The organism is Nocardioides ureilyticus, assembly GCF_051280745.1.
Classification (GTDB): Bacteria; Actinomycetota; Actinomycetes; order Propionibacteriales; family Nocardioidaceae; genus Nocardioides.
Map to the genome: position 1 here is coordinate 15,909 of NZ_JBNCOG010000010.1, position 14,535 is coordinate 30,443.

Annotated in this window: 16 protein-coding genes; 9 read left to right on the top strand and 7 right to left on the bottom strand. The window is 72.9% G+C overall.

The genetic code is table 11. The features are described from left to right. Nucleotide 1 precedes the first annotated feature (1 nt). Both ACSMHG_RS07420 and ACSMHG_RS07425 read right to left on the bottom strand, forming a co-directional pair. On the bottom strand, nucleotides 2-1,162 hold the full coding sequence (locus ACSMHG_RS07420) for a hypothetical protein (protein WP_435743251.1): 1,161 nt from the start codon (nucleotides 1,160-1,162) through the stop codon (nucleotides 2-4). Further along, entirely contained in the window at nucleotides 1,159-2,043 is an 885-nt protein-coding gene (locus ACSMHG_RS07425; protein ID WP_435743253.1) for a TIGR03619 family F420-dependent LLM class oxidoreductase, read from the bottom strand. Before ACSMHG_RS07425 ends, ACSMHG_RS07420 begins: the two co-directional genes overlap by 4 nt. Nucleotides 2,044-2,111: 68 nt before the next feature. Between ACSMHG_RS07425 and ACSMHG_RS07430 the strand changes: the two genes are divergently transcribed. From ACSMHG_RS07430 to ACSMHG_RS07440, 3 genes are read left to right on the top strand one after another with little or no spacing between them, the layout of a single operon-like run. Further along, nucleotides 2,112-2,552, top strand: coding sequence for a nuclear transport factor 2 family protein (locus ACSMHG_RS07430; RefSeq protein WP_435743255.1), 441 nt, complete (start codon nucleotides 2,112-2,114; stop codon nucleotides 2,550-2,552). Between the two features lie 26 nt (nucleotides 2,553-2,578). Continuing rightward, nucleotides 2,579-3,064, top strand: a complete 486-nt coding sequence (locus ACSMHG_RS07435; protein WP_435743257.1) for a nitroreductase family deazaflavin-dependent oxidoreductase — start codon at nucleotides 2,579-2,581, stop codon at nucleotides 3,062-3,064. A gap of 60 nt (nucleotides 3,065-3,124) precedes the next feature. Then, nucleotides 3,125-3,715 (top strand): hypothetical protein, encoded by a 591-nt coding sequence (locus tag ACSMHG_RS07440; protein ID WP_435743259.1) that lies wholly within the window; start codon nucleotides 3,125-3,127, stop codon nucleotides 3,713-3,715. Here the strand turns inward: ACSMHG_RS07440 and ACSMHG_RS07445 are convergent. Beyond that, nucleotides 3,674-4,576 (bottom strand): DMT family transporter, encoded by a 903-nt coding sequence (locus tag ACSMHG_RS07445; RefSeq protein WP_435743261.1) that lies wholly within the window; start codon nucleotides 4,574-4,576, stop codon nucleotides 3,674-3,676. The two genes, ACSMHG_RS07440 and ACSMHG_RS07445, sit on opposite strands and share 42 nt — an antisense overlap. Nucleotides 4,577-4,615: 39 nt before the next feature. On the opposite strand from ACSMHG_RS07445, the gene ACSMHG_RS07450 reads away from it, so the two are divergent. Continuing rightward, nucleotides 4,616-5,152 (top strand): MarR family winged helix-turn-helix transcriptional regulator, encoded by a 537-nt coding sequence (locus ACSMHG_RS07450; RefSeq protein ID WP_435743263.1) that lies wholly within the window; start codon nucleotides 4,616-4,618, stop codon nucleotides 5,150-5,152. Here ACSMHG_RS07450 and ACSMHG_RS07455 read toward each other — a convergent pair. After that, nucleotides 5,137-5,982, bottom strand: a complete 846-nt coding sequence (locus ACSMHG_RS07455; RefSeq protein ID WP_435743265.1) for an aldo/keto reductase — start codon at nucleotides 5,980-5,982, stop codon at nucleotides 5,137-5,139. The genes ACSMHG_RS07450 and ACSMHG_RS07455 overlap by 16 nt on opposite strands. 77 nt (nucleotides 5,983-6,059) lie before the next feature. Here ACSMHG_RS07455 and ACSMHG_RS07460 point away from each other — a divergent pair, with 77 nt between their 5' ends. Beyond that, a complete protein-coding gene (locus tag ACSMHG_RS07460) occupies nucleotides 6,060-6,515 on the top strand; it encodes an NUDIX hydrolase (RefSeq protein WP_435743267.1) in 456 nt (151 codons plus the stop codon). An 82-nt stretch (nucleotides 6,516-6,597) separates the two neighbouring features. Here ACSMHG_RS07460 and ACSMHG_RS07465 read toward each other — a convergent pair whose 3' ends face one another. Then, entirely contained in the window at nucleotides 6,598-7,554 is a 957-nt protein-coding gene (locus ACSMHG_RS07465) for a type IV toxin-antitoxin system AbiEi family antitoxin (RefSeq protein WP_435743269.1), read from the bottom strand. Nucleotides 7,555-7,719: 165 nt separating this feature from the next. Here ACSMHG_RS07465 and ACSMHG_RS07470 point away from each other — a divergent pair, with 165 nt between their 5' ends. Further along, nucleotides 7,720-9,051 carry a CapA family protein gene (locus ACSMHG_RS07470; protein WP_435743271.1) on the top strand — a complete coding sequence of 444 codons (1,332 nt, stop codon included), beginning with the start codon at nucleotides 7,720-7,722 and terminating at the stop codon, nucleotides 9,049-9,051. A gap of 12 nt (nucleotides 9,052-9,063) precedes the next feature. Here ACSMHG_RS07470 and ACSMHG_RS07475 read toward each other — a convergent pair whose 3' ends face one another. Then, nucleotides 9,064-10,065 (bottom strand): M28 family metallopeptidase, encoded by a 1,002-nt coding sequence (locus tag ACSMHG_RS07475; protein ID WP_435743273.1) that lies wholly within the window; start codon nucleotides 10,063-10,065, stop codon nucleotides 9,064-9,066. 15 nt (nucleotides 10,066-10,080) lie between these two features. Further along, a complete protein-coding gene (locus ACSMHG_RS07480) occupies nucleotides 10,081-10,800 on the bottom strand; it encodes an aspartate/glutamate racemase family protein (RefSeq protein ID WP_435743275.1) in 720 nt (239 codons plus the stop codon). 72 nt (nucleotides 10,801-10,872) lie between these two features. Here ACSMHG_RS07480 and ACSMHG_RS07485 point away from each other — a divergent pair, with 72 nt between their 5' ends. The 3 genes from ACSMHG_RS07485 to grpE all read left to right on the top strand — a co-directional run bounded on the left by ACSMHG_RS07485 (nucleotide 10,873) and on the right by grpE (nucleotide 14,503). Continuing rightward, nucleotides 10,873-11,799: a LysR family transcriptional regulator gene (locus ACSMHG_RS07485; protein WP_435743277.1), complete on the top strand. Its 927-nt coding sequence runs from the start codon at nucleotides 10,873-10,875 to the stop codon at nucleotides 11,797-11,799. 182 nt (nucleotides 11,800-11,981) lie between these two features. After that, a complete protein-coding gene (gene dnaK / locus ACSMHG_RS07490) occupies nucleotides 11,982-13,838 on the top strand; it encodes a molecular chaperone DnaK (RefSeq protein WP_435743279.1) in 1,857 nt (618 codons plus the stop codon). Then, nucleotides 13,835-14,503, top strand: coding sequence for a nucleotide exchange factor GrpE (gene grpE, locus ACSMHG_RS07495; protein ID WP_435743281.1), 669 nt, complete (start codon nucleotides 13,835-13,837; stop codon nucleotides 14,501-14,503). Before dnaK ends, grpE begins: the two co-directional genes overlap by 4 nt. Nucleotides 14,504-14,535: the final 32 nt, after the last annotated feature.

Genomic DNA, 14,535 nt, shown 5'->3' on the forward strand with positions numbered 1-14,535 from the left:
GTCACGAGAGCATCCTTCGGGCGACGGAGCGCTGCCGGGCGGCGATCCGCTCGGCGTACTGCTCGGGGGTGAGGGGTGAGAAGAACGGGAGGTGGTCGCGGACCTCGGCGACCGGGACGACCTCAACCGTGGGGCCGTCCTCGGGGCCGAGGTCGCGCTCGAGGCGCTGCCAGCGCAGCATCATCGAGCCGGTGCGGTGGCCGGTCGTCTCCAGCCAGTTGGCGATGCACCCCCCAGGTCCGGCAGGGTTGCGCTCGGAGACGACGAACCGCATCTTCCCGTCGGGGTCGGTGACGGCCTGCGCCTTGGTCAGCGAGGTCTGGTGGGTCTCGTAGTCGGTGGAGACGTACCAGTCCGACCCGATCTGAGCCGCCTGGTAGGCGCAGTCGGTGCACTCCGGGACGGTGATGACCAGCGCCTGGTCCTCGTCGAGCTCGTAGTGGCCGATGGAGGAGCGCTGCGAGGCGAGCCCGCCGGGTGTCGACTGCGGCTCGGTGAGGGTGTTGACCGGCTCCTGGTACTGGAAGAAGTGGGGGAAGGCGAACCAGGTCTGGATCGAGGAGGTCAGCGAGCGGGCGGCGACCTCGTACTTCTTGGCCAGCGTGGCCTGCGACAGCGGGCGGGCCGGCCTGCCTATCGTGTCGGGGCGCTCGATCCACAGGACGCCGCGCTCCTCGGTGTCCCAGTCGTTGAAGACCTCGCGCACGATCATCGTCTTCGCGCCGGGCTCGGCGACGTAGGTGAACTCGAAGGTGCCGTCCTCGGCGATGTCGAGCTCGCGGTCGTCGAAGGCCATGAGCGAGGTCGCGGCCGAGGTCGCGGTGTACGCCCCGCCCATCACCTGGAAGGAGAGGTCAGCGGAGGTCCCGCGGCGGCCGCGCACGACGTACTCCACGCCCTCGCGCAGGTAGGCGTTGAAGTAGAGCGCGTCGGGGTTGTCGAGGCCCTGGCGGGAGAACTGGTGCGTCGGGTTGACGAAGAGCGGCCGCTCGAGGTCGTAGTCGAAGGCGGTCTGCATCGCCATCCGGATCCGGCCGGCGAGGTAGTCGTACCCCTCGAGCCGGTCCTGCTCGGTGCGGATGAACGGCGCGTTGGCGACGAGCTCCTCGGCCTCGGCGATCGCGTCCTGCAGCGGCTTGGTGAGGTTCAGCGACTCGCTCATCGGTTGACCTTCGCGATGACGTTCTCGGCGTACTGCTCGAGGTGCTTGACCTTCGTCTCCAGCGGCTCGGTGTCGGGCCCCTTGATGTAGGGGACGCGGAAGCCGACGATGCAGTCGGTGACGCCCTTGTCCTCGAGCCGCTTGATCCCGTCGGGGTCGTAGGCGTCGTAGGAGATCACGTGCACCTCGAACTGCGAGGAGTCGCGGGTGTCTCCTTCCTCCCGGCGGATCTCGCCCAGCCGGGTCAGCAGCCGGTCGAGCTCCTCGCCGTCGCCGCCCGCGTGCATCCAGCCGTCGCCCTTCCGCACGGCGCGGCGCAGAGCGGCGTCGGCGTGCCCGCCGACCAGCAGCGGGATCGGCTCGGTGGGGGCGGGGCTCTGCTTGAGCGAGTCGATCTCGTAGAACTCACCGCTGTAGGAGAAGAAGTCGCCGGAGGTGAGACCGCGGACGATGTCCATGCACTCGTCCATCCGCTTGCCGCGTCGCTCCCACGGCACGCCGAGGTTGGCGAAGTCCTCCGGCCACGGCGAGATGCCGACGCCCAGGCCGAGCCGGTTGCCGGAGAGGTACGCCAGCGAGGAGGCCTGCTTGGCGACCAGCACCGGGGGGCGCACGGGCAGCTTGAGGACGAACGGCGTCAGGCGCAGCGTGCTCGTCACCGCGAACAGGTGCGCGCACAGGATCATCGTCTCGATGAACTCCTTGTCCTCGAGGAACTCCCGGTCGCCGGTGTCGGTGTAGGGGTACGTCGAGTCCGAGGTCTCCGGGTAGATGAGGCTGTCGGCCACCGTCATGCTGGTGTAGCCGGCGGCCTCCGCGGCCTGCGCCAGCGGTGCGTAGTACTCCGCGCGGGTCATCGCCTCGGCGTAGGTGAATCGCATGGGACCTCTTTCCGTAGGAGCCCGTCGAAATATAGAACGCGTTCCAGTTTTGTGGAAGGGTCGCTCCCGTGGACCTGCAACAGCTCAGCGACCGGGCCGAGATCACCGACGTGCTCATCCGCTACACCCGGGCCATCGACACCGGCGACTTCGACCGCCTCGACACCGTCTTCACCCCCGACGCCCGCATCGACTACACCGAGTCGGGCGGCATCGCCGAGGGGTACGCCGAGGTCAAGCCGTGGCTGGCCGAGGTCCTGCCGGCGTTCTTCCCGAAGCGGATGCACACCCTCGGCCAGGTCGAGATCGACCTCGACGGCGACGAGGCGCGCGTGGCGGCGTACTTCCACAACCCGATGCCTCTGCCGGCGGACGGGGGAGACGACGGCGCGGGCGGGACCAAGGTCGTGGAGTTCGGCGGCATCTACCACCACACGATGGTCCGCACGGTCGACGGCTGGCGCAGCCGGCAGCTGCACGAGGAGATCGTCTGGCGGCGTGGCGTCTGATGGCGCCGCGGAGGAAGGGCGGGTTCATGGACCTGCCCGAGGAGAAGCCGGCCGGCCTCGACTCGCCGGTCGTCCCCAAGGTGCTCAAGCGGATGGCCAAGGCGCAGGTCGCGGTCTTCCGTGCGACGAACGGCCGGATCGGCAGCACGTGGCGGGTCGGTGCGGGCTGGCGCAAGCCGGTCCCGACGTTGCTGCTGAAGCACGTCGGCCGGAAGTCCGGCACCGTCTTCACGACGCCGCTGCTCTTCCTCGAGGACGGCCCGGACCTGGTCGTCGTCGCCTCGCAGGGCGGCCTGCCGAAGCACCCGCAGTGGTACCGCAACCTCCTCGCGCACCCCGACACCGAGGTGGCGCTGAAGGGTGAGCGGGTACGCCGGGTGCGGGCGCGGGTGGCCGGGCCGGAGGAGCGGGCCGCGCTGTGGCCGCGGCTGGTCGACCTCTACGCCGACTTCGCGAAGTACCAGCGCTGGACCGATCGCGAGATCCCCGTGGTGGTCCTCGAGCCGCGGTGACCGGGGCTCGTCCCGTCGGGCGTGGTTGGCCCTTCAGGCTCTGTCCCCGACAATGGTCGGGTGGCTGACGAGGGGCTCTCCGGCGAACGACCGGACCGACCTGTCCTGGCGGGGCTGCTGGCCCTCGTGGGCGTCGGCCTCGTGGTCGGCCTCGTGCTCGGCGGCGTGGCGCTCGGCGGGGTCCGGGTGCTCGGGCTCGGGGGCTCGGGCGGGACCGGCAACGGCGCGGCCGCAGCGGAGGACGAGGAGTCGTTCTACCTGCCGCCGCCGCTGCGGACCGACCCGCCGGAGGGGCCGCTGATCACCCTGGTGCCCGAGCCGACGTCCAGCGGACGCTCCGAGCCGAAGCCCTCGAAGTCCGCCAAGCCGGACCGCCCGAAGAAGGCGATCAGCCTCTCCGCGGGTCAGACCCAGGTCGCGCCGATGCAGCAGATCGACCTGACCGGGGTCTACCCCGGCGGTGAGGGGGCGATCCTGCAGGTGCAACGCTTCGCAGACGGTGCGTGGCAGAGGTTCGAGGTGACGGCCGCGGTCACCAACGAGACGTTCGCGACGTACGTCCAGACCGGGCGGCCCGGCGTCAACCGGTTCCGTGTCGTCGACACCTCCTCAGGTCGGACGTCCAACCAGGTCCGGATCAGGGTCGGCTGACCGCCGCTCGGGCCGGCGTCGGTGCTGGCCCGCCAGTACCCCGCCGAGCACCAGGGCCACGCCGAGCGCCTGGGTCGGGCCGAACGCCTCCCCGGCCACCAGGGCGCCGAGGGCCGTGCCGACCACCGGGTTCAGCAGGCCGACCACGGCCACGGCGCCGGCGGGCATGAGCGTCAGGCCCCGGAACCAGCAGGCGTACGCGAGGACGGTCCCGACGGCGCCGAGCCAGAGGTAGCCGGCGGCAGCGGCGCCGTCGATCCGCGGGGGCGCGCCCTCGACGAGCAGCGCGAGCGGGAGGAGCGCGAGCCCGCCGACGACCAGCTGCCAGGAGACCAGCGTCAGCATGTCGACCGGCGCCGGCCACCGCTTCACCAGCACGAAGCCCACCGCCGAAGCCAGGACCGAGCCGCCGGCGGCGAGCAGGCCGATGGCGTCGAGCCCGCCGGGCGCGCGGAGCACGAGCAGGGTGACGCCGGCGAGCCCCACGACGGCGCCGAGGACGCGGGCGCCGGAGGCCCGCTCGCCCAGGGCCAGGAGCGCGATCGCCATGACGACCAGCGGGGAGGTCGCCTGCACGGTCGAGGCGAGCCCGCCGGGGAGCCGGTAGGCGGCGAGGAAGAGCAGGGGGAAGAAGGCGCCGATGTTGCACAGTCCCAGGACGGCCGCCTTCCACCACCAGTCGCCCCGGGGCAGCCGGCGCCGCCAGGCCAGCAGCAGGAGGCCGGCCGGGAGGGCGCGGACGGCGGCGGCGAACAGTGGCCGGTCCGGTGGCAGCAGCGCGTCGGTGACCAGGTAGGTCGTGCCCCAGGCGATCGGTGCGACGGCGGTGAGGGCGACGGTGCGCCCGTCGATCGTTTCCACGGAAGACATAATGCCTTCCGCGTCAGATACATTCCAGGGATGGAGGACCAGGACTTCGTCGGGCACGTGATGGACCAGTGGCGGGCCGAGCGGCCGGACCTCGACGTGTCGCCACAGGGCATCGTGGCCCGGTTGCACCGGGTTGCCGCCCGGCTCACGGAGGAGCTCGTCGCGGTCTACGCCGAGCACGGGCTGGGCGAGGGGGAGTTCGACGTGCTGGCGACGCTCCGGCGCAGCGGTGCGCCGTACGAGCTGACCCCCGGGGAGCTCGCCGACCAGACCATGGTGACCTCCGGTGCCGTGACCAAGCGCGTCGACCGGTGCGTGCAGCGAGGCTGGGTCGTGCGGCGGCCCGACGAGCGGGACGGGCGGGGGCGGGTGGTCGCGCTGACCGACGCGGGCCGGGCGCTGATCGACCGGGCGTTCACCGACCACATCGCCAACGAGCACCGCCTGGTGGGGATGCTCGGGGACGACGAGAGGGCCCGGCTCGCACACCTGCTGGAGGCGTGGGGCCGGGCCCTCGAGGACGCGCCGCGGCGGGAGCGCGGCGGGACGGGTCAGGCGGGGACGTAGTCGAACGTGTCGGGGTCGGGACCCATCCGGCCCGCGGCGCCGCGGTCGAGCGCGCTGATGGCGGCGACCTCGTCGACACTGAGCGAGAAGTCGAAGATGTCGAAGTTCTCGCGCATCCGCTGCTCGCTGACCGACTTCGGGAAGACGATGTCGCCACGCTCGACGTGCCAGCGCAGCGTCACCTGGGCGGGCGTCTTGCCGTGGGCCGCGGCGATCCGACCGATCACCTCGTCGCCGAGCACGGCGCCCTGGGCGATGGGCGACCACGCCTCGACCTCGACACCGTGCCGGATCGAGGCGGCGCGGGCCTCCTCGTTGCAGAAGTACGGGTGCACCTCGATCTGGTTGACCGCCGGCACCACGCCCGTCTCCTCGACGACGCGGTCCAGGTGCGCCGGCTGGAAGTTCGACACACCGACCGAGCGGGCACGGCCCTGCTCGACGAACTCGCTGAGCGTCCGCCAGGTCGAGACGTAGTCGCCGTCGTAGAGCGTCGGCAGCGGCCAGTGGATGAGGAAGAGGTCGATCGTGTCGAGCCCCAGCCGCTCGAGCGTCTCGTCGAAGGCCCGCCGAGCGTCGTCGGGGCGGTGGAAGCCGTTGTTGAGCTTGCTGGTGATCCAGAGCTCCTCGCGCGCGATGCCCGAGTCGCGGATCGCCTGCCCGACGCCCTCCTCGTTCTGGTACATCTGCGCCGTGTCGATGTGGCGGTAGCCGATCTCGAAGGCCGTCGAGACCGCCGCCGCCGTCTCCTCGGGCGGCACCTGGAAGACGCCGAAGCCGAGCTGCGGGATGGTCGTCTGGTTGTTCAGGGTGATGGTCGGAACGGTCATGTCCACCGACAAGACCACCCGGCTCCAAATGCTTCCCGGTGCCGGCCGTTTCCTCGGCGGACGAGATGATGGTCACCATGACCGACGCCGAGCTGCCGCACTACACGGAGTACGACACCAGGCTCGCCTCGTACGCCGTCATCCGCGACGACCACGGCCGGATCCTCCTCGCTCTGTGGAACCAGGCGTCCGACGGCCAGCGGTGGACGCTGCCCGGCGGCGGGGTCGAGCTCGACGAGACCGTCGAGGAGGCCGCGGTGCGGGAGGTCCGCGAGGAGACCGGGTACGACGTGGAGCTCGACCGGCTCCTCGGCGTCGACACCTACGTCATCCCCGCGTCCCGGCGCCACCTGGACAGCGACCGGCCGCTCAAGGCCGTCCGCGTGCTCTTCTCGGCGACGATCGTCGGCGGCGAGCTCACCCGCGAGGTCGACGGCACCACCGACGAGGCCCGCTGGTTCACGGTCGACGAGGCCGCCGCCCTGCCCCGCGTCTCCCTCGTCGACATCGCCCTCCGCCACGCCCACTCCTGAGGCGTCGAAGTGGGGCGCCTGCAGGGTCGAAGTGGGGCGCCTGCAGGGTCGAAGTGGCGCGTCTGCAGGGTCGAAGTGGCGCTCAAGCTCGGCGCCGGTACGCCGGGTTGGGCTCGGCACGTGCGTGGCGACGCCGGTGCGGCTGCTGGCGCTCGCGGGTCGCCCGTCGGAGCTCGCCGAGCCACCGGTCCGACGCGGGGTGGGTCAGGTCCGCCCGGCGGACCACGATGACGATCCACCCGTCCGCGCGCAGGGCCGCGCGGCGGCGCTCGTCGGCGGCTCGGTCGGCGGCCGAGGAGTGGTGCTCCTCCCCGTCGTACTCGACCGCGATCTTGAGCCCGCGATACGCGAGGTCGAGCCGCACGAGCCCGTAGCCGGGGACCCACACCTCGACCTGCGGGGTGGGGTGCGGCAGCCCCTCGTCGATGATCGCCATCCGGGTCCACGACTCTGCCGGCGACTCGGCGAGGTCGGTCGACAGCGGGACCAGCTCGCGCAGCTGGATGACACCACGCCGGCGTGTGAAGCGGCGTGTCATCGCTTGGAGCTCGGCCTCGGACACGGCGCAGCGCCGGCGGAAGGCGTCCAGGACGGCGAGTGCCCGCCGGCGTCCGCGGAGGGTGGCGAGGTCACATGCGGTCCGGACCGCGCTGGTCACCAGGATGCCGTGCGGCAGCAGCGAGATGTCGGCGTCGACCAGGTTCCGCTTGCCGCCGTACACCTCGGGGCAGCGCGTGCGGTCGTGCCCTCGGACGGAGACGACCTCGAGCGGCGGCACGGTGCCTGCCTCGTGGGGGTCGTACGCGTCGATCCCGTGGAGCCAGGCCGCCGACCGGTCGCAGACGACGACGTGGTCGGGCAGGACCAGTGCGGCGGCTCGCGCTCGCAGATCGATCGAGTCCGGCAGGTCGGCACGGCAGTAGACCCGGTGGAGCAGTCGCCGGACCTCTCCGGTGCGGATCAGCCAGTCGAGGGTGCCGGCGCTGAGACGCAGCCGCTGGAGGTCGGCGCGAGTGAACGGTTCGTCAGGGAGATTCATGCGGACGCACTTGCCCGCGGTGGACGCACAGAAGTGAGCGGCTCTTGGCCCTGTGGACCACCCGGCCGCCCAGGGCGCCTGTGTGCTCGAAACGACCCACCTCGACCCTGTGCGCGACCCACGTCGACCCTGTGCGCGACCCACGTCGACGGCTAGCGTGGCGGGATGAGGCGTGTGGGCGTGGGGCTGGCGGCGGGGGTGCTCCTGCTGGCCGGGTGCACGAGCGACACGTCCGAGCCGCGGGAGGCGGGGCCTCCGGGCGAGCGGCCGACGCCGACCACGACGTCGTCCACGCAGCCCGAGCCCGAGCCGGAGGCGGAGCTGGTGGTGGTCGGCCACGCGACGCAGCAGCAGCCCACCCTGTCGAGGCGTACGGCGGAGCGGCTCGTCGCCGGCGAGCAGGACCGGTGGCGGGGCCGGCGGGTGGTCGCGGAGGGCCCGGTCGCGCGGCGGCTCCGCACGGTGGAGCGCCGGCCGGGGACGCTGGCCGTCGTGCCGCTGGACGCCGTGCGGCCGACCGTGCGGGTGGCGACGGTCGACGGGGTCGACCCGGTCCGTGACGACCCCCGGGCCGTCACGGTGGCCGTCGTCGGCGACGTGATGCTGGTGCGGCGCGTGCCCGACCCGGCCGAGGCGCTCGCGCCGACCCGCGACCGGCTGCGCGCGGCCGACCTGACGGTCGGGAACCTCGAGAGCACGCTGAGCCGTGCCGGTGCGCCGACCCAGGGTGGCGACTCCTTCGGGGCCACGCCGGCGCTGCTCGGTCCGCTGCGTGGGGCCGGGTTCGACGCGCTGTCGCTGGCGAACAACCACACCGGGGACTTCGGTGAGCAGGCGCTGCTCGACACCGTCCGCACGCTGCGCAGGAGCCCCATCGAGCCGTTCGGGGCGGGTGCCGACCGCGAGCAGGCCGGGCGCCCGGCGTACCTCGAGGCCGGCGGGACCCGGTTCGCGTTCGTCGGCTTCAACGCCATCGGGGAGACCCCGATGGCGACGCCCACGACGGCCGGGGCGCTGAGCGTCCGGATGCCGCCGCGCACCGGCACGACGATCGACCAGGACGACCTCGCCCACATGGAGCGCGTCCTCCGGGAGGCCGACCGGCGCGCCGACGTCGTGGTCGTGCTGCCGCACTGGGGGACGCAGTACACCCACGCCCCGCACCCGGCGCAGCGCGCGGTCGCCCCCCGCCTGGTCGACGCGGGCGCCGACCTGGTCGTCGGTGGGCACCCGCACTGGGTGCAGGGCGTCGACGTCGTCTCGGGGGTGCCGGTGGTCCACTCCCTCGGCAACTTCGTCTTCGACATGGAGTCGGAGCAGACCCGCGAGGGTGTCGTGCTCGAGTCGACCTTCTGGGGAGGGGAGCTCCGCGCCCTGCGGCTGGTGCCCTACGCGATGGACCCCGTGACGTTCGCCCCCCGGTTCGTGCGCGGCGACCGGGCGGCCGCCATCCTCGACGACGTCTGGTCGACCAGCACGGGGCCTTTCAGCGACTGAGCGAGGAGCGGGTCAGCGCAGCCAGGCGACGACCGTCCGCGCCGCGCGGGCCAGCTGCTCGCGGTCGACGACGGACGGGACGTCGGCAGGCGAGTGGTAGGCGGCGTACGGCGTGCTGCCGAGCCGCGCCGCCGGCAGGCCGGTCCGCACGAACGACCAGTGGTCGCTGGACCGCTCGAAGCGCTCGACGACCGTGGGCGCGCCGGCCGCCCGGGCCGCCTCGAGCAGCCGGCGGCTCACCGGGTCGTCCTCCGACGCGCTCCCGACCGGCAGCACCGAGCCGACGCCCACGCGGTCGAGCGAGACCATGCCGCGCAGTGCGCGCCGCTCGGCCGGGCGCAGCTGCTCGACGTACGCGCGGGAGCCGTAGTGGTGGTGCGCGTCGCCGGGGCCGCGCGGCTCCTCGGACCCGAAGGCCACCAGCACCACGGGCAGCCGGGTGCGCCGCTCCGCCGTCGCCTCGGCCACCGCGAGGAGTGCGCCGATGCCGGAGGCGTTGTCCTCCGCGCCCGGCGCCTGCGGCACCGTGTCGAGGTGGGCGCCGACGGCCAGCCACGGGCGGCCGGGGCGGACGTCGCCGCGGGTCGCGACCAGGTTCACCGACCGGCCGCCCTCGACGGGCACGCCCCAGGAGACGCCTGCCGGCGTCTGGAACGACTGCCGCTCGACGTCCCAGCCCAGGTCCTCCAGCCGGCGCTCGACCCAGCGGGCCGCGCGGAAGTACGCCGGCGAGGTGCCCGGACGCGGCCCCACCTCGCCCGCGAGGTGCTGCACGGCGGCGACCGCGGTGCGGGGACGGACGTCGTCGGCGGAGACCCGTGGCGCGGGCGCGGGCGTGGGCTCCGTGGTGGGTGGCGGCGACGGCACGGAGGGCGAGGCGCCCGGGGAGTCGCTCGGAGAGCTGTCCAGCGAGGGAGTCGTGTCGGGCGGCCGGTTGTCCTCGCCGGAGCAGCCGGAGAGGAGCAGGAGGCCGGCGAGGGGGCCGGCGAGGAGGAGCTGCGCGAGGCGAGCCATGCCCCCGATGGTGCCCTAGGCCTCCGCGAGCGCCGGCTGTCCGGCGGGCTCCAGGGCCAGGTCGACGAGGAAGGAGGCGTGCGCGACCGCCGAGTCCACGACCGGCAGCGGGGCCTGCTCGGGGGTGACCAACAGGCCGATCTCGGTGCAGGCCAGGACGACGGCGTCGGCGCCCCGGGACTGCAGGTCGCCCATGATCCGCTGGTACGCCGCTCGCGACTCCTCGCGGAAGACCCCCTGCGTGATCTCGTCGAAGACCACCCGGTCGACCAGCTCGCGGTCGGCCGCGTCGGGGGCCACGACGCCGATGCCGTGCTCGGCCAGGCGGTCGGCGTAGAAGGTCTCCTCCATCACCCAGCGGCTCCCGAGCAGGCCGAGCGTGGTCCACCCCTCCCGCGCGGCGACCCGCGCGACGGCGTCCGCGATGTGCACCGCCGGCACGGTGACGGCGGCCTCGAGGGCCGGGAAGTTCTTGTGCATCAGGTTGGTGCAGAGTGCGACGAGGTCCGCGCCGCCGGCCTCGCAGCGCCGTGCCGCGTCGGCGAGGAGCGCCGCCGAGGCGGCCCAGTCGCCGCGCACCTGGCACGCGCGGACCTCGGAGAAGTCCAGCGACTGCAGCGAGATCCGGGCCGAGGCGTGGCCGCCCAGGCGCGCCGCGACCTGCTCGTTGATGATCCGGTAGTAGGTGGCGGTCGAGTGCCACGACATCCCGCCGACGAGTCCGATGGTCCGCATGCCTCCCACGGTCGGTGGCCCGGCGCCCCAAGGGAAGACCCGTCCTCGTTGGGTGAGGCATAACGTGGGCCTATGACCCTCGACCCGCGCCGTGTCCTGATCTTCCGCGACGTCGTCCGCGCCGGCTCGATCACCGGCGCCGCGCGCGTGCTCGGCTGGACCCAGCCGGCGGTCAGCCAGCACCTGGCCCGCCTGGAGCGGGACGCCGGCGGCCCACTGCTGCTGCGCGGGCCCGGCGGGGTCGCGCCGACCGAGGCCGGCCGGGCGCTGCTGCGTCGGGCCGACGTCGTCGCCGCCGAGCTGCACGCTGCCGGTGAGGAGCTCGCGGCGCTGCACCAGCTGCGCGCCGGCCGGGTGCGGCTGGTCGCCTTCCCGTCGGCCGCGGCCACCCTCGTGCCCGACGTCCTCGGGGCGCTGGCGGAGCGGCACCCCGAGCTCGAGGTGGGCCTCGACGAGGCCGAGCCCCCGGAGGCGATGGCCGCGGTGGTGGCCGGCGACGCCGACCTCGCACTGGTCTTCGGGTACGACGGGCCGCCGGAGGGGCTGGGTGCGCTGGCCTGGCGGCCGCTCCTCGACGAGCCGGTGCACCTGGTGGTGCCGCCGGGGCACGCCGGCCCCGGGCCTCGTGGGCTGGCCTCGCTCGCCGGCGACGACTGGATCGGCGGGTGCGTCCGCTGCCGGACCCACCTGGTCGACTGCTGCGTGGCGGCCGGCTTCACGCCGGCCGTCCGGCACACCACCGACGACTACGTGGTGGTGCAGAACCTCGTCGCCCGCGGACTCGGGGTGACGGCGCTGCCGGAGTCGGCCCTCGCGGCGTACCGGCACCCCGACGTCCGGGTGCTGCCGCTCGCCGAGCTCGGCCGCCGCCTCGTCGGGCTGGCCCACCGACCTGGAGCGGAGGCGGTGCCGGCGACGGCCGCCCTCGTCGCGCAGCTGGTGGCGCAGCTCGCCGACCGGTCCGTGGAGCAGCAGGCGGAGCGGGCCGGCGAGCCCTGACCCAGGGCGGGAACAATCCCGCCGCGCCCTCCGTTGTGCCGTGTGAGCAAAGTTGAGTTGGCGAGACTCAAGTCGTCTGCCACACTCGACTCAGCGACAAGTGCTGCGGATCGACGCAGCGAACCCCTCCGGTGCCCTGAGCGCCGGACCCCAGACACCACCACACCCGGAGGTTGCAGAACATGGCACGTGCGGTCGGCATCGACCTCGGCACGACGAACAGCGTCGTGTCGGTCCTGGAGGGCGGCGAGCCCACCGTCATCGCGAACGCCGAAGGCGCCCGCACCACCCCGTCGGTCGTCGCGTTCGCCAAGTCCGGCGAGGTCCTCGTGGGTGAGGTCGCCAAGCGGCAGGCCGTCACCAACGTCGACCGGACCATCCGCTCGGTCAAGCGCCACATGGGCACCGACTGGAAGCAGAAGATCGACGACAAGGACTTCACGCCGCAGCAGATCAGCGCCTTCGTGCTGCAGAAGCTCAAGCGCGACGCGGAGGCGTACCTCGGCGAGCCGGTCACCGACGCGGTGATCACCGTCCCGGCGTACTTCTCCGACGCCCAGCGCCAGGCCACCAAGGAGGCCGGTGAGATCGCGGGCCTCAACGTCCAGCGGATCGTCAACGAGCCGACCGCGGCCGCGCTGGCCTACGGCCTCGACAAGGGCGACGACCAGCTGATCCTCGTCTTCGACCTCGGTGGCGGCACGTTCGACGTCTCGCTGCTGGAGATCGGCGAGGGCGTCGTCGAGGTCAAGGCGACCTCCGGCGACAACCACCTCGGCGGTGACGACTGGGACTCCCGGGTCGTCGACTGGATGGTCACCAAGTTCAAGAACGCCAACGGCGTGGACCTCGCCGCCGACAAGATCGCCAAGCAGCGCCTGCAGGAGGCCGCGGAGAAGGCGAAGATCGAGCTGTCCTCGTCCTCGGAGACCACCATCCACCTGCCGTACATCACCCACGGCGAGTCGGGCCCGCTCCACTTCGAGGAGCGGCTGACCCGCAGCGAGTTCCAGAAGATGACCAACGACCTGCTCGAGCGCACCAAGCAGCCCTTCCAGCAGGTGCTCAAGGACGGCGGCGTCAGCGTCAGCAAGATCGACCACGTCGTCCTCGTCGGCGGCTCGACCCGCATGCCGGCCGTCACCGACCTGGTCAAGGAGCTGCTCGGCGGCAAGGAGCCCAACAAGGGCGTGAACCCCGACGAGGTCGTGGCGCTGGGCGCCGCGCTCCAGGCCGGTGTCCTCAAGGGCGAGGTCAAGGACGTCCTGCTCCTCGACGTCACCCCGCTCTCCCTGGGCATCGAGACCAAGGGCGGCGTGATGACCACGCTCATCGAGCGGAACACCACGATCCCGACCAAGCGCTCGGAGATCTTCACCACCGCCGACGACAACCAGCCCTCGGTCGAGATCAAGGTCGCGCAGGGCGAGCGGCAGATGTGGTCGCAGAACCAGCCGCTCGGCAACTTCGAGCTGACCGGCCTGCCGCCCGCGCCGCGCGGCGTGCCGAAGATCGAGGTCACCTTCGACATCGACGCCAACGGCATCGTCCACGTCACCGCGAAGGACCAGGCCTCCGGCAAGGAGCAGTCGATGACCATCTCCGGTGGGTCCGCGCTCAGCAAGGACGACATCGACCGGATGGTCCGCGAGGCCGAGCAGTACGCCGAGGAGGACGCCAAGCGTCGCGCCGCGGTCGAGGCCCGCAACCAGGCTGACCAGCTCGTCTACACGACCGAGAAGTTCCTCACCGACAACGGCGACAAGATCCCGGACGACGTGAAGACCGAGGTCCAGGGCGACGTCGACGCCCTCAAGGCGACGCTGGAGAACCCCGAGGCCAGCGCCGAGGAGCTCCAGGCCGGCGTGACCAAGCTGGGCGAGTCGAGCCAGAAGATGGGTGCAGCGATGTACGCCGCCGCCGAGGCCGATGCCTCCGCTGCGGGGGGCACCGCCGGCGCGACCGGTGAGGCCGACGACGACATCGTCGACGCCGAGGTCGTGGACGAGCCCGCCGACGGCGAGGGCGAGTCGAAGTGACCGACCGCGAGCCCGAGGACCTCGGCGGCCCGCCGATGTCCGACGACCCGGTCGACCCGGCCACCGGCGACGCGGCCGGCCACGTGGACGAGGCGGGGGTCGCCGAGACCCCCGCCGAACCCGGGCCGGACCTGGCGCCCGAGGACGTCGAGGGCGCTCCGGCGGGCGACCAGCCCGCCGGCGACCCCGACCCGGCCCAGGACGAGCTCACCGTCACGAAGATGGAGCTCGCCGAGCGGACCGCGGACCTCCAGCGGCTCCAGGCCGAGTTCGTCAACTACAAGCGCCGGGTCGAGCGGGACCGCGACCTGATCCGCGAGAACGCGACGTACGCCGCGCTCACGCCGATCATCGAGGTCCTCGACACCATCGACCGGGCGCGCGAGTCGGCGGAGAAGCAGGGAGAGCAGCTCGAGGACGGCTTCCGCACCGTCGCAGAGCAGCTGGAGCGGACGGTCGCGAACCTGGGCCTGACGAAGTTCGGCGCCCCGGGGGACCCGTTCGACCCGAGCCTGCACGAGGCGCTCAGCCACGTCGGCGAGGACCCGGACGTCGAGGTGACCACCTGCAAGGTCGTCGCCAAGGCCGGCTACCGGATCGGCGACCGGGTGGTCCGGGCCGCACAGGTGTTGGTGGCCGACCCGGCCGGCGGCCCGACGCAGTAGTCCGTGCCGGGGTAGGACGAGAGAGATGACGA